This is a genomic window from Lacrimispora sp. (assembly GCF_032078915.1).
Classification (GTDB): domain Bacteria; phylum Bacillota; class Clostridia; order Lachnospirales; family Lachnospiraceae; genus Lacrimispora.
This window is the reverse complement of sequence record NZ_DAMAUN010000083.1, coordinates 1-25,297: the sequence shown is the minus strand read 5'-3', so window position 1 is coordinate 25,297 and position 25,297 is coordinate 1. Positions and strand designations below refer to the sequence as shown.

General features: G+C 45.1%; 21 protein-coding genes and 1 pseudogene. 1 reads left to right on the top strand and 21 read right to left on the bottom strand.

Annotation, left to right across the window (positions count from 1 at the left end; genetic code table 11):
• The 8 genes from RT269_RS23950 to chvE form a co-directional block, all read right to left on the bottom strand.
• Positions 1-1,692, bottom strand: a 1,692-nt coding sequence (locus tag RT269_RS23950; protein ID WP_313186411.1) for a glycosyltransferase family 2 protein, incomplete at its 3' end; no start/stop codon positions are given.
• The gene (locus RT269_RS23945; RefSeq protein WP_313186410.1) at positions 1,679-2,458 is read right to left on the bottom strand and encodes a class I SAM-dependent methyltransferase; all 780 of its coding nucleotides are present in this window, start codon (positions 2,456-2,458) and stop codon (positions 1,679-1,681) included. The genes RT269_RS23950 and RT269_RS23945, both read right to left, overlap by 14 nt.
• 13 nt (positions 2,459-2,471) lie before the next feature.
• Entirely contained in the window at positions 2,472-3,818 is a 1,347-nt protein-coding gene (locus RT269_RS23940; RefSeq protein WP_313186408.1) for an ABC transporter ATP-binding protein, read from the bottom strand.
• A gap of 182 nt (positions 3,819-4,000) precedes the next feature.
• Complete coding sequence (locus tag RT269_RS23935) at positions 4,001-4,813, bottom strand: ABC transporter permease (RefSeq protein WP_313186407.1); 813 nt, start codon at positions 4,811-4,813, stop codon at positions 4,001-4,003.
• A gap of 15 nt (positions 4,814-4,828) precedes the next feature.
• Positions 4,829-5,383, bottom strand: coding sequence for a dTDP-4-dehydrorhamnose 3,5-epimerase (gene rfbC / locus RT269_RS23930; RefSeq protein ID WP_092242699.1), 555 nt, complete (start codon positions 5,381-5,383; stop codon positions 4,829-4,831).
• Between the two features lie 328 nt (positions 5,384-5,711).
• Complete coding sequence (mmsB, locus tag RT269_RS23925; RefSeq protein WP_313186405.1) at positions 5,712-6,887, bottom strand: multiple monosaccharide ABC transporter permease; 1,176 nt, start codon at positions 6,885-6,887, stop codon at positions 5,712-5,714.
• A gap of 3 nt (positions 6,888-6,890) precedes the next feature.
• Entirely contained in the window at positions 6,891-8,429 is a 1,539-nt protein-coding gene (gene mmsA, locus RT269_RS23920) for a multiple monosaccharide ABC transporter ATP-binding protein (RefSeq protein WP_313186404.1), read from the bottom strand.
• Positions 8,430-8,510: 81 nt separating this feature from the next.
• Positions 8,511-9,674 carry a multiple monosaccharide ABC transporter substrate-binding protein gene (chvE, locus tag RT269_RS23915; protein WP_313186403.1) on the bottom strand — a complete coding sequence of 388 codons (1,164 nt, stop codon included), beginning with the start codon at positions 9,672-9,674 and terminating at the stop codon, positions 8,511-8,513.
• Between the two features lie 283 nt (positions 9,675-9,957).
• Between chvE and RT269_RS23910 the strand changes: the two genes are divergently transcribed.
• Complete coding sequence (locus RT269_RS23910; protein WP_313186401.1) at positions 9,958-10,845, top strand: LysR family transcriptional regulator; 888 nt, start codon at positions 9,958-9,960, stop codon at positions 10,843-10,845.
• Between the two features lie 69 nt (positions 10,846-10,914).
• Here RT269_RS23910 and RT269_RS23905 read toward each other — a convergent pair whose 3' ends face one another.
• The 13 genes and pseudogenes from RT269_RS23905 to RT269_RS23845 all read right to left on the bottom strand — a co-directional run.
• Positions 10,915-11,022, bottom strand: coding sequence for a MetS family NSS transporter small subunit (locus tag RT269_RS23905; protein ID WP_313186400.1), 108 nt, complete (start codon positions 11,020-11,022; stop codon positions 10,915-10,917).
• A 17-nt stretch (positions 11,023-11,039) separates the two neighbouring features.
• Positions 11,040-12,542 carry a sodium-dependent transporter gene (locus tag RT269_RS23900; RefSeq protein WP_313186398.1) on the bottom strand — a complete coding sequence of 501 codons (1,503 nt, stop codon included), beginning with the start codon at positions 12,540-12,542 and terminating at the stop codon, positions 11,040-11,042.
• A gap of 29 nt (positions 12,543-12,571) precedes the next feature.
• The gene (locus RT269_RS23895) at positions 12,572-13,963 is read right to left on the bottom strand and encodes a tryptophanase (RefSeq protein ID WP_313186396.1); all 1,392 of its coding nucleotides are present in this window, start codon (positions 13,961-13,963) and stop codon (positions 12,572-12,574) included.
• Positions 13,964-14,196: 233 nt separating this feature from the next.
• Complete coding sequence (locus RT269_RS23890) at positions 14,197-15,249, bottom strand: sugar ABC transporter substrate-binding protein (RefSeq protein ID WP_313186394.1); 1,053 nt, start codon at positions 15,247-15,249, stop codon at positions 14,197-14,199.
• A 5-nt stretch (positions 15,250-15,254) separates the two neighbouring features.
• Positions 15,255-16,841: a response regulator transcription factor gene (locus RT269_RS23885; RefSeq protein ID WP_313186392.1), complete on the bottom strand. Its 1,587-nt coding sequence runs from the start codon at positions 16,839-16,841 to the stop codon at positions 15,255-15,257.
• Positions 16,819-18,330, bottom strand: a complete 1,512-nt coding sequence (locus tag RT269_RS23880; protein WP_313186390.1) for a sensor histidine kinase — start codon at positions 18,328-18,330, stop codon at positions 16,819-16,821. The genes RT269_RS23885 and RT269_RS23880 overlap by 23 nt, the downstream gene beginning before the upstream one ends.
• A 10-nt stretch (positions 18,331-18,340) precedes the next feature.
• Positions 18,341-19,360, bottom strand: a complete 1,020-nt coding sequence (locus tag RT269_RS23875) for a substrate-binding domain-containing protein (RefSeq protein WP_313186388.1) — start codon at positions 19,358-19,360, stop codon at positions 18,341-18,343.
• A gap of 190 nt (positions 19,361-19,550) precedes the next feature.
• Positions 19,551-20,507: a glycosyltransferase family 2 protein gene (locus tag RT269_RS23870; protein WP_313186386.1), complete on the bottom strand. Its 957-nt coding sequence runs from the start codon at positions 20,505-20,507 to the stop codon at positions 19,551-19,553.
• Between the two features lie 87 nt (positions 20,508-20,594).
• Entirely contained in the window at positions 20,595-22,199 is a 1,605-nt protein-coding gene (locus RT269_RS23865) for a DUF2142 domain-containing protein (RefSeq protein ID WP_313186384.1), read from the bottom strand.
• Positions 22,180-22,551, bottom strand: a complete 372-nt coding sequence (locus RT269_RS23860; protein WP_038277537.1) for a DUF2304 domain-containing protein — start codon at positions 22,549-22,551, stop codon at positions 22,180-22,182. Before RT269_RS23860 ends, RT269_RS23865 begins: the two co-directional genes overlap by 20 nt.
• Positions 22,552-22,568: 17 nt before the next feature.
• A complete protein-coding gene (locus tag RT269_RS23855; protein WP_313186413.1) occupies positions 22,569-23,264 on the bottom strand; it encodes a glycosyltransferase family 2 protein in 696 nt (231 codons plus the stop codon).
• A complete protein-coding gene (locus RT269_RS23850) occupies positions 23,264-24,571 on the bottom strand; it encodes a lipopolysaccharide biosynthesis protein (protein ID WP_313186379.1) in 1,308 nt (435 codons plus the stop codon). The genes RT269_RS23855 and RT269_RS23850 overlap by 1 nt, the downstream gene beginning before the upstream one ends.
• 120 nt (positions 24,572-24,691) lie before the next feature.
• Positions 24,692-25,297: pseudogene (locus RT269_RS23845) on the bottom strand (polysaccharide biosynthesis C-terminal domain-containing protein); the annotation flags it as partial.

Here is a 25,297-nt window from a genome sequence, read left to right as displayed (position 1 = left end):
GGCGGCTCCGGATATATAATCTACATCTTTTACATAGTTGTATTCCGGCTTGTCCGGGTCATCAAGGCGTCCGTAATTCCAGCCGGAACCGTCACGGAAGATGATCCCTCCTGCTTCCTGCAGGCGTCCATCGGGATAAACCAGCTTGGACCCTACCATTCCGATGGTTGGATCTGATTCGATTAGGTTCACCAGGCTGCTTAGCCACCCCTCCGTTACCTGGGTGTCATTGTTGAGGAACATGACATATTTTCCCCTGGCAGCTTTGGCTGCCTGGTTGCAGTTCCGCAAAAATCCCTGGTTGGTTTCATTGCGGCATATGACCACGTTTTCCGTAAATTTTGAAAGTTCTGCAGTTGCATCGGTAGAAACATCGTCTGCTATGATGACTTCATACACCACGTCCCTGGTATGCTCCAGAATAGATGCAAGACAGGCATAGGTATAATGGATCTGATTGTAGACCGGGATGACGATGGATACCATGGGATGACCCTCTTTAATAAAACGAAGCTTTCCATGGGCACGGTAGGCATCTCCAATCTTCATATCTCCTTCGATCAGGTTCCTCCCTTCCTCTGTTGTATAGAGGCGGAAGGATTTCAGCGGATGAAATACCGTATCCTTAGCATAAAACAGCAGCTTCCGCTTTCTGGTCCCTTTGGGGAACCTTTCGTTAAAGATTCTTCCCAGCTTTCTTCTGGCGCGGAAGGTTAATGCTTCGTGCCCCTGAAGCCAGGTGATCATCTCTCTCATATCGTCGCAATCCGCCCGCAGGGTCTGAATGATCATCTCCTGGTTTGTCACATGATTGTCGGTCAGACGCTTTTCTTCCTGCTGCCTGGTGATGAGCACATCCTTTTCCCGTATCTCCATTTCCATCTGGGAAAGGCGTTCCTTTGTCTCATCGATCACCTGGGAAAAGCCATACATATCCTCAGGCAGGGCATGGGTTTCCTGCATATAATTGACCAGATAGATCTGCTGGTTCTCTCCGTGGACATATTCCTGGAAGCAGCGTTCCATCTGCTCATATGTTGCAATACGCTCTGCCTCCACACCGAATTCGTCCATAAAGGCTTCCATGGAACCATAGGACAAAAGGCTTTTATACTGCTCGTAAAAGTAATAAAGAACCCGGAACTTTATAAAAGTGACTGGGACCGGGAAGGAAAATACCCATTCATAGTCCAGGAGATAAGGACCGTCCCCGGTCATCATGATGTTCTCAAAAAGACAGTCAATGTTGGAGGTTTTAAACGCCCAGTCTTTTTCATCTGACTCAGCGAGTTTTCCAAATACCTCCTCAAATTCGGCTGTAATGGTGAAGGGGATGATACAGTTTTCTTTCACATCCAGGATCAGGGAAAGCCCGTCTTCCATATGGGATACGGAAACCTTTCCGTTACGGATCTCCCTTCCAAGCAGCTCGGAAAGGGTCTGACCTTTAAGGAAATCGAAACGGGCGGTCCTTTCATCCGGACTTATGGAAACCCCGGCGACCTTAAGCTTTTGGCTTTGCGCCGCAAGGCTTTTATATTTTTCACCAAGGGATTTTATATGTGCAACACCCTCAGGCCTTAAGGCTGTCTTCTCCACAAATGGACAGCCTTCCTCTTCCACCAGACTGGTGCGGATCTGGAACGCTTCCCTGCGGGTCTTGTTGTATTTTACAAAGTTAATTTTCTTCATGACGGCTCCAAATGGTTAAAAATGAATTGGCAAATGTCTCAAACTGCTTTCCCTCACATACCTCGTCGAACATCTTTCCTAAATCAAACTTCAAATATTTCGGATAATCATAGGCCAGTATGGCGTGAGTTAAATCTCCCTTGCCTGGCAGATATTGATCGGAATACAGGGTCATGGGCAGGCGGTAGTCGGGCATGGGATAATGGAATTCGGCATTCCCCGATCTTCCGTCCTCTCCGCACAATAGCTCCAGGACCTCTGCCCTTGAAAGCCGGTCCTTATCAGGAACCGCACCGGCCTGATATTTAAGGCCCAGGCGGTTGCATATGGAAAGGATCAGCTTTCCTTCCGGCTTTAAAAGGGATTTTGCTTTTCTTATGTGTTTGTCATATGGAGGCCTTAAAGAACCCACCATCACCACATAGTCGAAGCCTTCCTCTTCAAAGGTGTCTAAATCTTCGGTTATATATCGGATGTTTCCCTGTTTTTCATTGCGCAAACGATTGAACGACAGATTATTACTGTCAGGGTCAAGGACAGTTACCTCTTTGACCCGCCTGCTGTACAATCCGGTCAGGGCGCCGTAATCGGACCCTACCTGAAGCAGGGAGCTCTCCTCATCAAATTCATACCACTCCAGAAGGTTCTCACGTATATCAGATAATGCATAGAGGTAATCCAGGTTAGGATTCTCCTGCAGCAGCTTTTTCGTATCTCCATCATATTTTAAAAACAGCTTCTTAAGTTCAGGGCTCAAATCTTTCATGGGCGTTTCCTCCTCACTCTCCTGCCCGGTGAAGCTTTACGCTTACTTCCGGTTCCATATCATAAATACCTACCGTATTTTTATTGGAAATGACCGTAATATTTGCGATGTCATACAGGCGGTGGTAAACCACATGCTCTCCGTTTTCAAATCCGGTGCAGCTCATGGAAAGAAGATACTCCCCTCCCTGAAGGGTCATTTTCTGGTTAAATTCCACCTCATATTCATCGCCTTTTCCCACGGCCTGCACATCAGAGGCCTCGTACATGGTGTTGGTACCGGTTAAATCGGCTCCTCTTTTATCTTTGATGGTGTAGGTAAAGATGGGCGTTTCGATTTGGGTATGGAAATGGATCCGTTCTTTAATGGTAAAGCGTTCTCCCTTAAGGAGGAGGTTGGTTACATTTCCTCTTTCGTCCAGAAGTCCGAAATCCACGATCTCTGCTCTCTTATCGCCGTATTCGGTACGGGTTGGATTGATCGTCAGTTTTTCCTTCATAAGGCCTTCCTGGCGGTTTTTTTGGGACTGTGCCTGAATTGCAGCCTGGTCTCCGGAAAAATCGTTTAATATGCCGCTTCTTATTTCTTCCAGTTCTTCTCCAAGGTCATCCATTTGATTTGCCAGGATCTTTTTATAGAGATCCACCATTTTTCCCGGCTCTCCTTCGGCGATAAAATTGCCTTTGTTTAATACTACCACACGGTCACAATATTTGATGATTGCACCCATATCATGAGTGACCATTAATATCGTGGTTCCATTCTGGCGGATATCTTCCATTCGGCGGTAGCATTTGGCCTGGAAAAATACATCTCCAACGGACAGGGCCTCGTCAACGATCAGGATTTCAGGCTCCACGTTGATTGCCAGCGCAAACGCCAGGCGGACGAACATACCGCTTGAGTAGGTTTTTACCGGCTGGTAAATGAAGTCACCGATGTCTGCGAAGTCTAAGATGTCCTTAAGCTTTCCATCCATTTCTTTTTTGGAAAAGCCCATCATGGTGCCATTCATGTAAATGTTTTCGATTCCGGTATAATCCATATTAAATCCGGCTCCCAGCTCTAATAGAGCGGAAATCACACCGTTTACCTCTAAACTGCCTGAGGTGGGGGTGAGGACTCCGGTAATGATCTTTAGTATGGTGGACTTGCCTGATCCATTGGTTCCGATGATTCCTACGGTTTGTCCTTTTTCTACATCAAAAGAAATGCCGTTTAGGGCATAGAAGTCTTTATGGTAGTTTTTGTGGGTTATGCTTAAAGCCTCCTTTAATCGGTCGGCGGGCTTTTCGTATAGTTTGTATATTTTTGTTACGTTGTTAACAGATATTGCTTTGTTGTTCCATTCTACGGACATTGAATCCTCCATGTTACATAAAATTATCCCACAGGTCCGTAGTGCAGCTTGCGAAACTTTCAGTTTCGCAAGCTCACGGGCATTCGCCCTATGAAATATGTCAGGAAAAGATTTTCTTATGTGCAAGCACAACGAAAATCTTTTTCTGCCATATTTCGCACTACTCATTGCTTTCGTGAAGGTTATAGTACATCAGAAAAGTGTGGGCGCAGTTTTTTAAATACTTTCAGCCCTATAAGCATCAGGACAATGGTCACTGTCCAGAAATAAAGTCCCAGGGTCGGCCGTTCTGTCAGCCAGTTTCCGGTCAGCATGCTGTCACGGTATCCGGCTACGATATAATAGAAAGGATTTAGCTTAAGCAGTACCGGCAGCCAGGATGGGATTGCCGGAAACATCTCAGGCGCCCACATAATCGGCACCATCCACATGCCAAACTGCAGAAAGATCCCTATGATCTGAGCCATATCCTTGAAAAACACATGAATGGCACTGGTAAAATACGCAATAGCCAGTGACAGCATGGAGCTTGCAAAGGAATAATACAGAATCTGGATCCAGCTTGCCTTTGGAAGGAAGCCGTAGCAGAAAAATACCAGGATCATGATGATTGCAAATATACCATGTACCATCAGGCAGGAAATCATCTTAATGACCGGAAGGATCTCTACCCGGAACACCACCTTTTTCACCAGATAATTGTATTCCTGAAGACAGCCCGTCCCCATATTCAGTACCTCGCTGAAATAAAACCAGGGCACAATGCCTGGTATCAGCCAAAGCACGTAAGGGTATTCCGGGACCGGAGGTACGCTTTTAAAGCCCATCTGGAATACAAAAAAGTATACCAGCACGGTTGCCATGGGCTGTAAAAACATCCAGGCGATCCCGAAATAAGAGCCTACAAACCGTTTTTTAAAATCCGCCTTTGACAGATCCAGAATGAGCTTTCTCTTTGTAATAATTTCTTTTATTAAGGAAACCAGATAATTCATGGTTTTCTCCTCTCACTAAAATTTGAAGGTATCCCGGATTCCGCTCCATTTCTGATCCTTTTCAGAAATGATCAGCTCCATACCTTCCTCAATCGGCCAGTCAATGCCAATTGACGGGTCACTCCATAAAATTCCGCCCTCATCACCCGGGTGATAGAAATCGGTACATTTATATGCAAATTCTGCCTCATCGGATAAAACTAAAAATCCATGGGCAAAGCCTTCCGGAATGTAAAACTGCTTTTTGTTTTCTGCAGACAGTTCCACCCCGAACCATTTACCATAAGTTTCAGAAGCGGAACGCAGATCCACCGCAACGTCAAACACTTTTCCTCTTACAACCCGTACCAGCTTTCCCTGTGGAAACTGCTTCTGGAAGTGAAGCCCCCGCAGTACGCCTTTTGTAGACATGGACTGGTTGTCCTGTACAAAAACCATGTCAAGTCCGGCTTCTTTAAAATCATTCTGATTATAGGTTTCCATAAAATATCCTCTGGTATCGTGAAATACCGCAGGCTCAATGACAAAAAGTCCTTCTATTCCGCATGTTGATACCTTTATCTTTCCCATAATTTATGCTCCTTTCCACTTTCTGTCTATTTTTTTTGACATAATGGTATACCTGTAAGGTATTTATCTTACAAAACATTCTTTTACTTGTAGCATTCTACCACAAGTTTGACCAGATTTCTATATATAGGGGGATTTTTATTAAAATAAGCAGCTCATTCACAGGAGAATCCAGGTAGAATGAAAGGCGAAAAATGTCTTTTATTGAAGATAAAAAATGCTGCCTCTTATACATCTGTACAAGAAAACAGCATTCTATTACTCTTTATGGACTCATATCCCCATATCTGATCAACAATTTTACGATTCGGGGGAAAATTCTTTTTAATTACTGTTTTACAATAAATGACTTTCTCTTACTTACCACATCAAAAATAACCGCTGCCATAAGGACTGCACCCTTTACCACCTTCTGAAGGTTCTGGTCCACACCCATGATGCTCATGCCAAGGTTAAGCACGCCCATCAGGGTTGCACCCACGATTACTCCCGGTACAGTTCCGGTCCCGCCGTATGCGGAAGCGCCTCCGATAAAGCAGGCACCGATGGCATCCATTTCATAGCTGTTTCCCGCTGTAGGATTGGCGGAATTTAAGCGGGCAACCGTTACCATGCCTGCCACTGCTGCCAGCAGTCCCATATTCAGATAAGCGAGGAAATACACCTTGTTGGTATCAATACCGGACAGTCTGGTGGCCTTCTCATTTCCGCCCACAGCGTAAAAATACCGTCCTGTGGTGGTTTTGGAAGAAATATAGCTGTAAATCCCAATGATCGCAGTCACCCAGATCAGGGCATTGGGAATGCCTTTATATCTTGCCAGCTTATACATAACAAACAGGACCACAAAACTGATGAGAGCCATCTTGATTGCCATGCCTCCAATTGGATCCACCCGGTATCCCTTTTGAAGCTTTCTTCTCCGGTTTAAAAGTTCCAGTGCCACAAAAACCAGGCAGGCAATGATTCCCACTAGAAAACAGGTCAGGTTAAAGCCCTGCATCCCGAATAGATCCGGAACATAGGTGTTAAACAGACTCAAAAACGGATCCGGAATGGGAGACAAGGTCATGCCCTGCAAAACCACATTGGATAACCCGCGGAACATGAGCATGCCGGCCAGAGTCACGATAAAGGGAGGGATCCGTACATAGGCGATCCAGAAGCCCTGCCATGCGCCTACCAGCATACCGATGATCAGCATCGCAAGCAGGGTCAGATAGGGGTTGATCCCCATGGTGATCATCATGCTTCCGCCTACTGCTCCTACAAAACAGACCACAGAGCCTACGGATAAGTCAATGTTGCCTCCCGTAAGAATGCAAAAAAGCATGCCGGTTGCCAGAATAAATACGTAGGCGTTTTGGGCAATCAGGTTGTTCACATTCTGGGGCAGGAGCATCTTCCCTCCGGTGTTGACCGTGAAAAGAAAGATTACAACGGCCAGAACGATCACCATCGTATATTTTTTTAATCCCTCAGATAATTTCATCTTATTCTCCATCTTCTACTCTCCTTTATCTGATTTTAAAATACAGGCCATGATCTTCTCCTGGGTTGCCTCGGCCGCACTGACCTCTCCCACCATACGGCCCTCATTCATGATATAAATACGGTCGGACATTCCAAGTACTTCAGGAAGCTCCGATGATATCATGATGACAGATTTGCCTTCCGCAGCCAGGCGGTTGATGATGCAGTATATTTCGTATTTTGCGCCCACATCGATTCCTCTGGTGGGTTCATCTAAAATCAGAATATCCGGCTCTGCAAACATCCATTTTGAAAGGAGGACCTTCTGCTGGTTTCCGCCGCTTAAATTCCCTACATTCTGTTCCACAGTGGGGCACTTGGTCTTTAACTTATCCCGGTAATCTTCTGCCACAGCAAATTCCTTATCCTTATCAATAATGGAGCGGCGGCTGATTGCCTGCATATTTGCAAGGGTCGTGTTGATCCTGATAGGATTTCCAAGGATCAGGCCATTGCCTTTCCGGTCTTCGGTAACATAGGCAAGCTTATGGCGTATGGCTTCCCGGACGGAGTTTAACGCTACCTCCTGCCCTTTGATACGGACCTTTCCCGAGATATTGACGCCGTAGCTCTTTCCGAAAATGCTCATGGCAAGCTCTGTTCTTCCGGCGCCCATCAGGCCGCAGATTCCCACGACCTCTCCTTTCCTCACATAAAAGGAGACATCATTTACTACCTTACGGTCCGAATACAGTGGATGACAGGCATTCCAGTGCTCCACTTCCATGGCTCTTTCACCGATTTCCACGTCTTCCCGTTTGGGAAAACGATCCACCAGTTCCCGCCCTACCATGCCTTTGATAATGCGGTCCTCGGTAATGGCATCCTTTTTCCTGTCCAGTGTTTCTATGGTTGAGCCGTCGCGGATGACTGTGATCTTATCCGCCACATAGGCAATTTCATTCAGTTTATGAGAAATAATGATAGAGGTTAATCCCTCTGATTTAAATTTTAACAAAAGCTCCAGAAGCGCTTTGGAATCATCTTCATTTAAGGATGCGGTAGGCTCATCCAGGATCAAAAGCCTGGCATTCTTTGCAAGTGCCTTTGCAATTTCCACCAGCTGCTGCTTTCCCACGCTGATATCCTTAATTAAAGTATGGGAAGATTCCACAAGACCCACTGTATTTAAGTACCGGTCCGCCTCTCCATAGGTTTCATTCCAGTTGATCGCGTACCTTTTCCCCTTTTCATTTCCCAGATACATGTTTTCTGCAATCGTCATATAGGGGACAAGAGCCAGTTCCTGATGAATGATGACGATTCCCTTTTGTTCACTGTCACTGATACGGTTAAATTTGCAGATCTCTCCGTTATAAATAATATCTCCCTCATAGGTGCCATAGGGATAAATGCCGCTGAGCACGTTCATCAGGGTAGATTTGCCAGCTCCATTTTCACCCACCAGGGCATGGATCTCACCTTCCTCTACCTGAAGGTTTACATTATCCAGAGCCTTAACGCCTGGAAATGTCTTGGTTATGCTCTTCATTTCCAAAAGTATTTTTGCCAAGAATATCCCTCCCTTGCCGTCATTTCTTAAGGACGGCCTCTATATCTGTAAGAAGCCGTCCCCATAAGAAAATAATTTCTATTACTTTAACTGGTCTTCCGTATAGTATCCGGAAGTAATTAACATATCTTTATAGTTGTCAACCGTTACAACCACTGGATCACACAGATAAGTTGGGATGATTCCAGTTCCGTTATCATAGGATTTGGTATCATTGATCTCAGCTTCTCCGCCCTGCATAACGGAATCCACCATTTTTACGACCTGAGAAGCAAGGGTACGGGTGTCCTTAAAGATACTCATAGCCTGTTTTCCTAAAAGCATGTTCTTTACATTGGCGATATCACAGTCCTGTCCGGTGATGACTGGGTATTTTCCGGTATAGGAAGAAGCAAGGGCATTTTCAACGCCAAGAGCAGTGGAGTCATTGGAGCAGAGGACTGCATCCAATACGGTTCCGTCAGAATAGTTACCTGCGATAATGGTATCCATACGGTTCTGAGATTTCTCTGAATCCCAGTTAGCGGTTGCTACCTGCTCAAACGCAGTCTGGCCGGATTTTACTACAAGCTTTCCGCTGTCAATATACTTTTTAAGGACATCCATGGCCCCGCCAAAGAAGAAGTTACAGTTGTTATCAGCCGGATCGCCGGTAAACAGCTCAATGTTCTTAGGATCTGCTGCCTTCTCAAGGTCCAGAGCCTCTACCAGGTACTCACCCTGCTTTTGTCCGACTTTATAGTTATCAAAGGTAGCATAATATGTAACCGCATCAGAGTTCATGATCAGACGGTCGTAGGAAATAACTGGAATTCCCATGGCTTTGGCCTGGCTTAAAGGCTCTCCCAAAGAACTTCCGTCAATAGAGGCAATGACTAATATCTGGCAGCCGTTGGAGATCATGTTCTCCACCTGGGATACCTGGGTCTGGACATCATTGCTGGCATACTGTAAATCCACCTTATAGCCGGCATCTTCCAGTTCCTTCTTCATATTAGATCCATCCTGGTTCCATCTCTGCAGATCCTTGGTGGGCATGGCGACTCCGACTAAGGTTCCATTCCCCTTTGCTGCTGTTGTTTCCTCTGCTTTGGTCTCAGCCGCTTTGGCAGCCTCTGTGGTGGCTGCCCCAGTTGTCTGGGTCTCTTTGTTCTCCGGTGCAGAACCTGTAGAACTTGAGCATCCGGAAAGCATTCCTGCCGTTAAGGCAAGGGCCATTGCAGCCGCTAAAAATTTTCGTTTCATGTTTTCTCTTCCTCCTCCAATATTTGTTTTTGCTGACAGTTTCATCTTATCATGAATAGAACAGGACTTGTTTGCGAATCAATAGCACGGATTAATCCAAAAAAAAAATGCCCTGAATGCACAGGACTTTTTCGTGTCAAGAAAATGCTACTAAAGCTGTCATAACAATTGCTGTAAACAGAGAGGAAATTAAGACTTACGGTTGCAATTTTTCAGACATCTTGTTAAAATAGGAATGGTATGAGTTTTTCTTATAGTCTCATTGAAAAGATATGGTGGTTAAATGGAAATCAGGAAATTATCTTATTTTGTTTCAGTTGTAAAACATAAGAATTTTACAAAAGCCGCCCAGGAACACCACATGGTGCAAACAGCAATGAGCCGCCAGATTGCAGCAATAGAAGAAGAACTGGGAGTCGTTTTGTTAAAACGAAACAACAGAACTGTTTTTCTTACATCTGCCGGGGAAGTTTTTTATAACAAAGCTTTAGAGGTTATAGAGCTGTACAACGAGATGATCTCTCAAACCCAAAAGACGGCAAAACTGCATCCCAAAGTATTAGAAATCGGCTTTGGTCATTATGAGCATATTTTAATAGCGCAGGTAGTTTCTGAGTTTAGGACCCTGTATCCGGATATTGATGTCCTGGTTGCTAAGTATAATTATAACGACCTTATCTCATACTTACAAGCCGGAAAATTGGATATCGTCTTTAATCATCCTTTTAGTCCCGCTTTTGTATCATTGGATGAGACCGCGGTAAAGCAGGTTTTTCCTTCTACAATGTATATCATTGTAAATAAAAAACATCCGCTTGCTCAGTTTGATACCATATCAGCTGATTCACTTAATGAATGTACATTAATTACTTTAAGTGAAGATTCAGGTCCCTGCTCCCTGGAGATCTTAAGACAATTTACGATGAGGGCCGGTTTTTACATTAAAGATACGATTAATGCTAACAGCCTGGAATCACAGATATTAATGGTAGAATCAGGACTGGGGGTGGCATTCTTACCGAGTATTTGTTCCAAGCATTTAACACCGAATGTTAAAGCTATTAATTTAAAGGATTTTTATCCCGGGAATTTTGTTGCCATGTTCCAGAAATCCAATGAGAATCCTTTTATTAAAATATTTCTTGAAATGGCTTCTTTAAAAGACAGCTAACAAATGTATAAAGGGATATTGCAAAACTAACCTTGTTAGTTTTGCAATATCCCTTTTGATTTTTACACCTTATTTATTCTCCGGTTTTTTAGTCAGGGCTATGCCCACGCATAGTAACAGTCCACCCCATACAACGGAACAGCCAACAATCATCATAGCCAATGCAAATGGATTCATAGTAATTCCCCCTTAGTTTATTCAATTTCAACTTGCCACGGGCGTTTACAGAACACAATGGCAACACCGATCATAAGTACAACAGTTCCCCAGCCGAATACAACATTTGACATCAAGGTTACAGAATCCATACCAAACATCTTCATAATACCGGACACAAAATTTGAAATGACGGTAATTCCAAGTAATATTGGGGTAAAATATTTTAGTAAGTAATCCCACCATTTACCGACCTTGAAGTCAGAATATTGATTTGCATCTTCTCTGAGCTTCTCCGTACCATAAATGTAACTGATTGCAACAACTTCCACCAGGCCAAGAGTCGCGATTACATAGTTTGCCACGTAAGAATCCACAAGATCCAAAATATAGTTGAATCCGCAGTATGTAGCAAAGGTGGCACTTCCAATAAAACCGGCGATAGATATGATGTTTGTCAGCTTTTTACGTGAAATCTTAAATTTATCCAGGGCTGCGGTATTGAATGCCTCAAGCATAGAAATACTGGAGGAAATACCGGCAATAAATAAGCAGAAGAAGAATAAAAATCCCAAAATGCCTTGAACCACAATATTAGTTGACATGGTTGAAATAGCGATAGGAAATGCGATAAAAGCAACTCCGGCTCCGTTTCCAAATGAGTCAAAAGAAACGCCCTGCTTAGTGACCAAAAATCCCAGGGTTGAAAATACTGTGATCCCTGCAATAATATCAAACGAGCTGTTTGACAGTACCGTGATAAACGAGTTGTTTACGATATCCTGTTTTTCTCCCAGATAAGAGCCGTATGCAATCATAACACCCACTGCAAGTGTGGTGGAGAAAAATACCTGTGCATATGCCGCAACCCATATACTGGGGTTTAAAATTTTAGAAAAGTCCGGTGTAAATAATGCATTTAACCCGATATTTGCCCCCTCTAACGTCATGGAATTAATCATAAAAATTATCATTAGAATCATGAGCATAGGAGTAAATATCTTTGAGGCTTTTTCAATTCCTCCGGAAATTCCCTGCCGGACGATGGCCCAGTTGGCAAACCATACGACAACCACTGCGCCCAGCATATAAAGGCTGAAACCGCTTGCAAAGTCGAAGGCATTCTGGGCCTGCCCGGTAATAGCACCTAACAGAGGTCCTGGATTGCTCATCCAGTTTACCATACCGAAGGTATGGCCGATACAGTAGATCATAAAGACGACGGATATGGAAATTATGGTGCTGTAGAACATCATGACTACGATCGGTACCATAACCTGTACCCAGCCAATAATTTCATACTTCTTTTTCAGTTTGGCAAATGCCTTTGTGGAACCGCCTCGTATTCTCCGACCATAGGTGTATTCCATGATCATTAAGGGAACGGCACATGTAATAATAGCTACAAAGTATGGAAGGAAAAATGCTCCTCCACCATTTTTATAAGCTTGAAACGGAAATCTCCATAAATTACCTAATCCTACCGCAGCCCCAATTGCTGCAAATAAAAATCCTGTTCTGCTATTCCATTGATCACGCATAGTAAATACCCCCTGAAGTCGGATATAATCTAATATTCGATGGGTTCCAAAGATGCCTGGAAGTGACGTAAAATCGGTGGCTCCCAGGTGATGCGGTATCCTCGCTCAATTTCGGACGCTCTTTGCTTGATTGCGATCAATGCATCCGCCATAATGTCAATATGTGCCTGTGTATAAACACGGCGCGGAATCGCAAAGCGGGTAAATTCAAACTCGGAATGAAGCTGCACTCCGGTATCAGGATCGTTACCCAGCATAAAAGAACCTATGTCACAGGTACGGATACCAGCCTCTTTGTAAAGCTCTATTGCAAGCACCTGTGCGGGGAATTCATTATATGGGATATGCGGGAAAAATGCTGCCGCATCTACAAAAACCCCATGACCTCCAACCGGTGATTGGTAAGCGATTCCTGCATCGTCTAATTTAGCTGCCAGGTATTCCATCTGGCCGATGCGATATCTTAAGAAGTCTTCGTCGATTCCTTCGTAGAGACCAATTGCCAGGGCTTCAAGATCACGTCCGGAAAGTCCCCCATAAGTAAAAAATCCTTCGAAAGAAATACAGTTCGCTTTTACTTTTAATATAGTTGGTGAATTGCCATCCTTTATTCCAATCAGACCGCCGATATTTACGATGGTATCCTTTTTGGCTGACATCGTAAACATATCGCCATAGCTGAAGATTTTGTTGACAATCTCTTTTATGGACATATCTTTGCATTCTTCTTCCCGCTGCTTTAAGAAAAAAGCATTTTCAGCGTATCTGGCAGCATCGATATTTAGAGGAATATGATACCTTTTACAGATTTCTGATACCTCTCTCATATTTGCCATGGATACAGGCTGACCGCCTGCTGAGTTGTTCGTAATCGTCATTACGACAAGACCAACATTTTCAGCACCCAGTTCATTGATCAGCTTTTCTAATTTAACAACATCCATGTTGCCTTTAAAGGGAGCTCTTACAGAAGGATTTTTTGCTTCTTCTACCACACAGTCGATGGCTCTGGCTCCTGCCAATTCCACATGAGCTCTTGTTGTATCAAAGAACATATTGGAAATAGCATATTTGCCTTTGGAAAGGAAAATAGGAAAAAGTACCTTCTCACCAGCACGGCCCTGGTGAACCGGCTGTATAAAATCATAACCGAATATATCTTTACCGGCATCAAATAATTTATAGTAACTGGATGAACCGGCGTATGCTTCATCACCCTTCATAACGCCTGACCATTGGTCATCACTCATAGCATTGGTTCCGCTATCGGTTAAAAGGTCAATATAAACATCTTCGCCCCTTAACCCGAACATATTATACTTAGCCTCTTTGATCTTTTCAATCCGTTCCTCTCGAGTTAACATTTTAATTCGTTCTACCATTTTAATTCTAAACGGTTCTGGAATATACTTTACAGCCATAATTGATTTCTCTCCTTTTACCTCTTTGTATATTTTTGATATGATTTAATTTTAATACGATTCCATCCGTTTGTAAAATGACTAAAAAAAGTGGCATAACAACATTTTTATTATGATATATATCTAAAAACTGTACTTAATCGGATACTTAAAGTGCATCCCAGGAGATACCCCTGAGGGATTATAATTAAAAAAGCCCTGAATGCTCAGGACTTTTTCACGACAAGATAACGCTATTGCTGTTTCACATTTAAGTATACATCTTCCTTACCATGGAATCCTCCCTGAATGATAACGGAATCCATATTTTCCCTGGTAACTGCAACCGGCCTTAACTCAAGACTTGGAACATCATAAGTTCCATCGTCAATGGTCGTCACAATTCCCTCCAAAGGCTCTCCCTTCCCAAGCTTCACTGCGTATTCCGCTGCGATTCTTGCTTCTTCCTCCACGGATTTAAAGGCTGTCATATTCTGGGTTCCTTCCACGATCCTCTGACAGGCCATCAGATCCCCATCCTGGCCCACCAGGCAGACCCTTCCTGCCATCCTGTCCTCAGATAAGGCACGGAAAACCTGGGTCGCCAGATCGTCGTTTCCGCACATGATCCCCTTCACATCCGGATGCATTTCCAGCGCTTCTTTGGCATAGTCAAAGGCATGCTCCGAAAGCCAGCCCTCACAGTTGCTTTTATAAACCACTTCCAGATTTCTCCCCTTTATTACTGAATCAAACCCCTCCCGGACCATTGCCACATTATGATCCGATTCAGGACCCTGGATCATGAATATCTTGCCACCGTCAGGAATGTCCCTTACCAGACTTTCCGCCATGAGGATTCCGACCTCCCTGTTGTCAAAAGATATGTACATATCGCTGTCCGCATTCTGGATCAGCCGGTCATAGCTCATGGTTTTAATCCCCGCCTCTTTTGCCTTTTTCATGACATCGGATAAGGCTTCACAATCCCCTGCCACCACTACGATTACATCCATCTGCTTTTTTATGAAGTACTTTATCTGTTCGATCTGCTCGTTTACATCCCCGTTTGCATTTTGTACATTAACCTCTGCCCCAAGTTCCTTTGCGGTTGATACAAAAACATCCCGGTCCCTGATCCACCGTTCGATCACAAAGGAATCAATGCTTAACCCGATCTGTAAGGGCCTATCCCCGGCCTTTGCCGATACCTCGGTCTCTGCCTCTGCCTTGGTATTTACACAGCCTGCCGTCAAGGCACAACAGAGTATCACCACCAGTAACAATCTCCCTCGACCCATTTTCATAACACTTACCTCTCCCTATATTCGCTTGGCGTCATCCCTTCATACTTTTTGAATATCCGGCTGAAATAATTGGGATCACTGTAGCCGGACATGATACATACCTCCTTAATGCTGTATCTGGAATCTTCCAGAAGACGCCTGGCGTTCTTAATCCTGGTTCTGGTTACATACTCTATAAAGTTCTCTCCCACCTCCTGCTTAAATAATTTACTGAAATAATAAGGACTTATGTCAACCATTCGGGAAGCGTCGTCAAGAGAAATGTCCTTGGCATAATTCTCATCAATATAACTCTTGACCCTGGAAACCACATTTTCGTATTCCTTCTCCCTTGAAGTGCTGATGTTGTCGCAAACCTCCCTTGTCTTATTTAAAAACCAGCGCCTAAGCGCGTCCGTATCGGCGGCTTCTTTCAGTTCTTCTAAATAGTTCTCCCGATAACGGAAACCATAACGGACATTCCCTGCCTCAAAAGCCCGCCTCTCAAGTCTCATGACCAGCTCCAGTATCTTTACCTCAATATTGGACCTCACATCTCCGTCGTGAGCCAGCATCCAGTCAAAAAATTCACCGGCACAGGACAACGCTCCTTCCCGGTCCGCCTTTGTCCCCCTTTGAAGGTACTGGTTTTCTAAGTCCAGGGGATATTCTCCGTCATAATCAGCCACTGCCGGGATGTCCGTGATATGCACTACATGGCTGTCGCTGTCCCGTAAGGATTTTAAGGCCTCTTTATAGGAGTCTCTAATCCCTTCCAAAGGCTTTACAGAACCGATCCCTCCCCTGCATTTGATATCCGTGGTGCTTTCCAGCTTATGGATCATATTCCGGGTCCTTGTAATGATTTCCACCCGCTCCTCATACCGTACTTTTTCCTGTTCATAGGATAGGAAAAGCACCAGCCGGTTTCCCATGGCAGGCCCCATGACACAATCAAAGTAATCCTTCACAATCTCTCTGACCATGGGATAATACTTGTTCACCCGGACACTGACCCCTATGGCATTGGTCATAGTCCCTCCCTCAATGCTGTCCCCGAATTCCAGAATAATCATAAAGCCATAAGGACTTTTTATGTCCAGCATTTCAATGTAACCGTTCTTAGAAAGCTCTAAGTCCTCTTGAAGCACGCTGTAGATGAACCCGCTTTCGATCATGGGAATTACGATCTCAAGCTTTTCCCTGATCTTTAAATCATCGCTTAACTTCTGTCTGGCCTCCTCCACCTGATGCATGGCCTTAACGCACACATCCAGGATCTTCTTTTTATTGACCGGCTTCATGATAAACTCCATGACCCCTAAGTTCACCGCTTCCTGGGCATAAGAAAATTTATCATAGGCTGTTATAATAATGAATACTACGGAAGGATTGAATTTACGTACCTCCCTGATTGCCTGGATCCCGTTTAATCCAGGCATCTGAATATCCACGAATGCAATATCCGGCCGGAATGAACCGGCCTGTTCAATGACCGCCCTGCCTGTTTTGACACAGGCGATCTCACAATCGCTGCCGAAATTGGACTTTATAATATGACTGATGGATTCCAGCATGATCCCCTCATCATCAGCTACCAGTATGCGAAACATGTACATCTCCCCCTCTTTTTGGAATCCTTAATACCACAGTGGTTCCTTTATCCTTCCCATCACTGAACATATGGAAAATACCGTCATCATTATAATAAAGCTCCAGCCGGGAAATAACATTGTGAATACCGATCCCGGTAGAATTCTCCCCTTCCGCGGCTTGTCCTCCTTCCAGGATCCTATGAAGGGTTTCCATTTCCATTCCGGCCCCATTATCCCTGATGCGGATTTCTATTTTCTCCTCATGGTTTTCTACGGTCAGATAAATTTCTCCCGGCCGTTCGATATTCCGGATCCCATGGTTCACCGCATTCTCCACCAGGGGCTGCAAAATCATGCTTGGAATGGAAAAATCCATTGCCTCCTCATCGATTCTTGAATGGTACCGGATATCCCCTGCAAAACGGACATTCAATATATAAACATAGTTCTCCACTGCCTCCACCTCTTCACGGATGGTGGCATCCTTTGAACCCTTTTTCACATTATAGCGGAAAAAGTCCGCCATCTTTTCCATAAATACCGAGGTCTTTTCTGCATCCTCCATCATGGCCAGCTGGACTCCCGCATTTAAGGAATTAAAAAGAAAATGGGGATTGATCTGGGACTGAAGATACTTTAACTGGGCTTCCTTTAAGTGGTTTTCCATTAAAAGCTCCCGCTCCTTCATCACCTGCTCTTTTTCCGCGCTCTCTTTAATTTTATTCACATACTCGTCCAAACTGTCCACCATCTGATTAAAGGTTCCGGTTACGATCCCCAGTTCATCTCCGGTACCTAAGGATGGTACCTTTACGTGGAAATTCCCCTGCCCTACAAGCTTTGCCGTATGGGCTAAGTTGGTGAGCGGTGTAACGATATCCTTTGTCATCATCATCATGACTGTCAGGCTTATGACCATCACGATCATTAAGATCACAGTGCTTATGACCTCCAGATACTGAAGGGCTGCCTGCAGGGTCTGATAGCTGGCGGAATTGTTTTTAAACTGCCGGCTGTTTAAGACTGAAATGTCACGGTTGATGAACTGGTAAAGCTTTAGAGCCGATTCGTAGGAGCTTTTGTACTTTTCTACATTCTGCCCCCGCTTGGCCTGTACTGTCTCATCCGTGATGGCCAGATAGCTATCCGACATGTTGCGGATATTTTTTTCCAGGATCTGAATCTGATTATCCGTTACCGTAACATTAAGCCCCTCTAACAGCTTCCTGTAATCCTGCTCCGCCCGGTAATAATCGGTTAAGGACTCGGAATCCTTCACCTGTAAGTATTTGTACATGAAATTCTGTACATCGGAAAAGACCTCCGACAGCTCATTGAGATTTACATTGCTTATGTATACAGAATTCATACGCTCTACCATCTGGTTGATCTGGGCGTAGATGAATAAATTGCTGGCAAAAAGCGTGGCTGCCGTTACCGCAACTTCCAAAAACAGCTTGCGGGCAATCGGTAAGTTTTCCCATAGGCGTTTCCATTTATTTTTCATAGCCGCTCCACTAATTACTCATGAAATCTGACGTATTTTCCTTTGTTACAAACTGCAGGTCCACACTGTAAAAGGAATTGGTCCTCCCATCATGTATGGACTCGGTAAGAGCCTGCACGCTGAATTTCCCCATCTGGCCAGTGTCAATGTAAAGGGTCATTGCCATCGTCCCCTTTCTCACCGCCTCTAAGGCTGCCTTTGATTTATAATAGCCGATGACCTGAGTCTTTCCTACGCTGTTATAATCTATGACTGCCTGATACACGGCTTCCGTATCCACCTCATCCATACAGACAATAATGTCCGGGGGACCCTGGGGATTCTGAAATAAGTTGCGCACGATTTCCTCAGCTTCAAATGCCCGTCCGGACGGGATCTTGATCTCTTCTACCTTAATCCGGTCCGCAGTTTCCCTTGAAGTGACCATCCGGTTGTTGATCTGATTAAAAATCTGGGACTGGTTGCTGTCAATGGAATTGTCATGAAGGAGCATCATCACTCTGGCCTTCCGGGAATCCTGGGGTATAATCTTTAAAATCTGATTTCCGTATTCCTGCCCCAACTCATAGGAATTAATACCAACATAGCTTTTCCGGTCCGTAGCAGGTGCATCGTTTAATATCGTTACCACAGGTATTCCTTTTGCAGCCGCTTCATTGATCCGTTCTTCCAGCTTTTCTTCTCCAGTAAATTCCAGCAGGATCCCATCTACCTTTGCCGCTATGCTCATGTCCATAAAATCCACAGCATTATATTCTGATGACTGATCCCTTCCTTTAAGCTCCACATAAGCATCGTGTAATGCCGCTTCTTTCCGTACACTCTGGTACACGTCATTCCAGAACTGAGAATCCAGGTTATTAATGATCATGACATAATGGTACCGGTAAGTTCTGGTATTTTCCGCATGTTCAACCCCGATCCTTTTTAACACGAATCCGTAAAAGGAGGCGGTCAAAAGCGTAAGAAATACGATACTGGACAATCCCCCCAGAACCAGCAGCAGCAGGCTTTTCTTTCTGTTATCCATGGTTATCCCCTTTTTCATATAGCACTAAGACCATTATACTAAATCACAGGGAAAAAATAAATGGAAAACAATCCGGATTTTAACCATAGCGAAATAACCATATAATAGAAAATAGGCTCAAAGTATATCTTGAGCCTATTTTTTACAGCATTGCAGTCCGGCTTTTGACCAGGCTGCTTTTCTCAGTGTTTTATCTTTCTTTTTTCCAATATTCCCTGTTCATAGTAAAGCTTAAAACCAGCCCCTCTGGCAGGCTGCGATACCGCTTTCCCATAAGATATCCCATGTATTTAAAACCGCTCTTTACAATCACTCCGGGAATGAGCCATGGCTTTTTTACCTTTAAAAGCCAGGCGCAGGTCTTTTTCACAAGACGGATCCCCTCGCCTTCCGAGCGGATCCCTTCAAATACCTCCGGGTGGTCGGCCTGGGATACCGCAAGGTCAAAATTCCGTTTAAACTGGGCGATACAGCCGTAATTATGGGAATGGTACACGTTTGCATCGGCTGCATAGGCTACCGCCTGCCCCCGGTGTCTTACCGCATTTCCCGCATAAATCATGTCCTCATTAAAAATAGTCCGCTTAATAAATCCGCCGGCCTCCAAAAATGCAGCCCGGTCATAGGCACAGCAGACGTTGGAGGCAAAAAAGGTCTTGATTCCCAGCTCCTTTAGATCCCCTCCTGTTTTCACCCTGCTTTGTTCCGGGTAATTAAAGGAACGGGTATACTGCTCCGCCAGAGCGCAGTCAGGATTCGGCAGCTGCCTTCCATAGGCCAAGACCACTTTTTCTCCGCCTTTTCCTGTCTGGTCAAGGCCTTTTACCAGCGCTCCTATTAAATTCCCATCAGCCGGAACTGCGTCATCGGTCATAAATACCATAATATCCGCCTCAGAATAACCGGCTCCCTGATTCCTGGTGCCGCCATGGTCAAATTCCTCTTTTGTCACATGGTGTACTTCCAGATTGGGAACCCAGCCATATTCCTCATCCTTCCAATAGGACCGTTCCGTATTCATGATGATGATCCGCCGGACAGGATATGACTGTTCCCCCAGGCGTTTCAGCAAAAGCTGTAATTTCTTATCCGGTTTATATACGGGAATAATCACATCAACGGATTTTTCCTGCCTTTTTTCTTCCATTGCAATTTCCTACCTTCCAGTTAAATACTCCGCAAGCAGCCGCCAAAATCAGGCGGGCTTTCATCTGGCTCGTTGCCTTCGTATGAATCAGTAGCGCAGACACGCCGTGGAACAGATGCGTATCAGGGCATAGATGCTCACAAAGCATTCCAGATACCATGCACTTTTCCTTAAATCCATGTTTATGACCAGACGTTTATCAAATACAACTAACAGCACAAGGGGCAGCAGGGGGATAAAATACCTTCCCTGGACACCCGTTATATAGGTAAGCTCCCGTGGCGTCCAGCCTAATAGCATGGAGGCAAGAACCAGACAAGCACTTAAAAACACCAGAATGACCATCCAAAGCTTCTGTCCTCCAGACATAGGGGCTTCTTCCCCTTCTCTCCTTATCACACTGACAAATAGCACATACCACAAAATCATGAGACAGAAGGGAGGCACGGTCAGGTTAGGGTCCAAATTGCCAAGAAATCCTCCAAGCATGGTAGTCAGATAATAATCAAACTGGGTCACCAGAGTTTCATAATATACTTTAAAAATACGATAGGGATGTTCCCACACATCCTGCAGCGTATACCCTGCCGCTTCACTCCAGCCCACATAGCTTTCCGTTGTGGTCGCCCACGCAGAAAGGACCAGACGGTTTACCAAAAACACCGCCAGAACGACTGCAGCTATAACGCTTATGACAGAGATCCAGTAATTCTTTTTGGACTTAAATTTAGAAGAAGGAATAAACAGGCAGATTCCGGCCACCGGCAGATAGACGATCTTTCCAGGCTCCAGAAGGATCAGCAAAAGAGCCAGAAGAACCGTATCCTTTACGGTCACTTTCTCTTTCTCAAAGGCTAAGTAAAAGCACCAGGCCAGAAACAGCATGGACAGGCCGATAAAGGCCGTATCATAAGAAAAGGAAGCTGCCAGATGAAGAGTCATGGGAAGACACGATACCGCCATGAGAAGCTCTTTTTTAAATGGCATGATCCTCACGGCCAGGGCTGCCATTCCCGCAAACGCAAGAAGATTAAACAGCCTGCCAAGATATACCAAAGGGATGTATCCCAGATGGAGCAGCCTGGCAAGGCAAATCCCAAGGGCCTGGGGCAAGTAAACCACAGGCGTGGTGTTCACCGGAATTTCATAGCGGACCGTCATCCCCTGGCTGTTATCAAGGGAAAGCATCTCCTTAAGGACTAAGTTGTATGTGACCCGTCCCACATGGGTATAAAGCCCGGGAGCGTCATCGCCGCTCCGCACCAGAACATTGGCTCCCCGGCTGATCCTCTCCCTTTCCTCTTCTGTTGCATGGGAAAGAAAAGCTTCATCTGCCACCGCCGGTTTTCCCATAAGCTGGCTGGAGAGCCGGTAAGCGCTGGTAAAATGAGCCGCCTCATCGGGTGTTGAAAAAGGAGTCAGAACCAGCATATAAAACAGTCCAAGAATTACCACGGTCCCTGGAAACAATAAGAAGGTTGGAGTCTTAACTATCCACAAAGCCGCTCCCAGGCACGCAAGAAATCCACATCCGAACACGATTATCCACCAATAAAAGCGGCGGACTGCCTCAAATTCCGGTGAGGGGATCCCCACAATGGTTTCCTCATAGGTTTTAATAAAGAGAAAGGCGAGAAAAAAACAAGTTCCCGCCGTAAGCCACAATCCCTTTTTATTCAGAATGAGCTTCATGATGACCTTCCTCCTTCTCCCTGGCATCTTCCCTGTCCAGTGCAAGCATCTGGATCAGCTCCGTCATTTTCCGCTCCAGCTGGGATATCTTGACAGACTGGAAGAAAACCTTTACCAGCAGGATAAATATCATGAAGGTAAAGATAAAATTGGCGGTGGAATAGGTTCCCACCATCCGGGAAATGAAATCAGCCAATGGAGGGAATAAGCTGAATACCACCAAGAGCAGGGCAAACATCACCCAAAAGATAGAATCCTCTATCTTCATCTTAGAATGGCGTATTCTTCTAAGCACATAAAATGTAAGCAATATGGAAACGCATATCAGTACGCAGCGAAGCAAAACTGTCATGTTCGTTCTCCCTTCCTTTATCCCCTGTCCCTAATGCGGAAGCTCTGTACCAGTAATATGGAAAACAGCATCTTTCCCATATACCGGGCCGCATTGACCGGATTTAAATAGCTCTCTCCCAGAATCCGTTCATCCATGATCACAGGGATTTCCGCGACTTTAGCCCCCTGGCTGATCAGATAGGAGATCGTATCCGGTTCCGGACCGTAATTTAAGCCGTCAGCAAATTCTTTGATCATCTTCCTGCTGAACATGCGCATGCCGGAGGTCGGGTCACTGACCTTTACCCCAGTGGTGAACCAGATGGAGCCGCTTAAGAGCCTGCTCCCAAGCATCCGCATGGAATGGGGCTTCTTCCCTGTCATAAATCGGGAGCCGATAACAATATCATAGCCCTCGTCCATCTTCTCTTTCATGGGAAGGATATATTCCGGCCTGTGCTGCCCGTCTCCGTCAAACTGTATGGCATACCGGTAGCCGCGCCTGTGAGCATATTTAAGCCCTGTCTGGAACGCACCGGCAAGTCCCAGATTCATAGGCAGGTCAATGATCTTCCAGCCATGCTTTCTGCAGATATCTGCTGTCTGATCGGTAGAACCGTCGTTAATGATCACATAATCAAACATGGGATAGTTCGTAATAACGTCTCCTACCACGCGCTCAATATTTAAAGCCTCATTGTATGCAGGTATTACTACCAGTACCTTATCCATCATTTCTTCCGCTCCATTCTCTCTTTTACCTCTGCTCTACCCATGTTTCCGGGGCGTAACGGCATGCCTGCATGACGTTCCTCCGTAATAAAAATATGGATCGCCTGTCCCATAAAGCAAAGCATGAGAATCAGCATTTCCAGCATATAAGAGAATGCCGCTCCGTTGATCCCTCCCTCTCCCACCAGCCAGAAGGAGAGAAAGAAGGAAAGGATGCAGACCGGTACATAGCCAAAAAAGATTCCCTTCTGCTTTTTCATGATAACAAGCACATAATAAAACAGATTCATAACCGCAAAGAAACCGCCGCCCAGCACAATGAAAAGAAGCCCGGATCTATACGGTTTAAGCTCCACATTGGAAATGGCTCCCAGAACAGGAACCCCAATCGCCCAGGCTCCTGCCAGGGCAATGACCGTAAGAAGGAATATGATTCCGGAAAGCTTCTTTAAGCCGGTCTTAAATTCCGCAAAGTCCCGTTCCTCCCACTGGTAAGACATCCTGGTCAAAAAGGGGCGGATCACAAAGTTAGCAGCCAGGTTAATGACCGAGGTCGGCATAAATATAGCCACAAAAACAGCGTTGTCTGTGGAAGTCATCCGGGCATCCACCGCATATTTTGCCATGGCAAAAATAAGCCCGTCCAGAAAAACGGATAAAAACAGCAAAAAACTGTCCTGCAAAAGCTTCCACTGCCTGCCGGGGGTTCTGGTAAACACCATTCCGGGGACTCTCTCCGCCATTCGTTTATCAAACAGCAGGATCCCTGCTCCCTGGGACAGGACCGCAACCACGCAGGAAAATACAAGCTCTCTTGTAACAGCAAGGGTTCCTAAAAAACAAAACACAGACAACAAGGTTCTAAATGCCATGGCCTGTCCTGTAAGATACAGACGCCCGTTCCTCTGAAATTCCGATTCATACACATCGGCAAACCCGTCAAGCACCTTATACAGCACCATCAAAAATACCACCAGTGCCTTTTGAGCCGTATAGCCTGCCGACGGAGACAGGGCATTAAAAATGATATAGCACGTTCCAAAAATCACTGCCATGGAACAGGTAGCGAACCGGGCCAGACGATATTCGGAAAACGTATAGCTTTGGCTTGTATCCGTGCTCTGCAAAGGTCTCATGCCAAAATAGGCCACCAAAAACATCTGCTGCCCGAATGTGCTGAATGCAAAGCCAAAGATCCCTCCCTGTTCCGTTCCTATGAGATGGTTGACCAGGGCCGTGAGCAACATGCTGGAACCGGCATAAACCAGGCTTCCGATCATATTCCAGGCCACATTTTTTCGTTCCATTTATTTTCCTCTTATTTGTCCACGGTTTTGGGGCATAATGGTATACCCACCGGTTATTTCCTCACAACGTCCCTTTATTCTACAATATCCGGCTTAAAAAGTAAACTTAAAACCACCCCGCTACTCTTTTGTGATCCCGGAAATTCGGCACAGGTACAAAAAAGCCTCCAGCCGGAACAGCCAGGAAAGCCCTGCATAAACAACGACTCCTACCAGTATCTGAACAACCAGGGTCAAGAGTGTTCCTTCTATTACATATTGCACTCCGTATGAGAAGAGGCACATCACCGCTGATAAGAGAAGAGAAGGAAGAACATCCTTCCACTGCTCAAAAAAGCTGTAGTTTAAAAGCTTTTTATTGGGATAGGCATTGATAAAGGTGCAGATGAAATCGGTTACTGCCCTTAAAGCAACCATGGTATAGATCCCAAAGGGAATGCTGATGAATAGCGCAGTCATGCTGACTGCCTTCTTTATTATTTCCAGTTTGAGGAATATCTCGCTTTTCCCCATGGCATTGATGGCCTGCAAATTCGCCACATGAAGGGGCCAGGTTGCATAGGCGATACACAGCAGCCGAAGCATGGGGACACAGGGTAAATACCGGTCCGTCAATAGCAGCTTAACCATAGGCTCAGCCACAGCAATCAATCCGGCCATCATGGAAACACCAGGTAAGAGCTGGTGACAATGGACCTTCTCATCATACGCTTTAGCCTTTCCTTG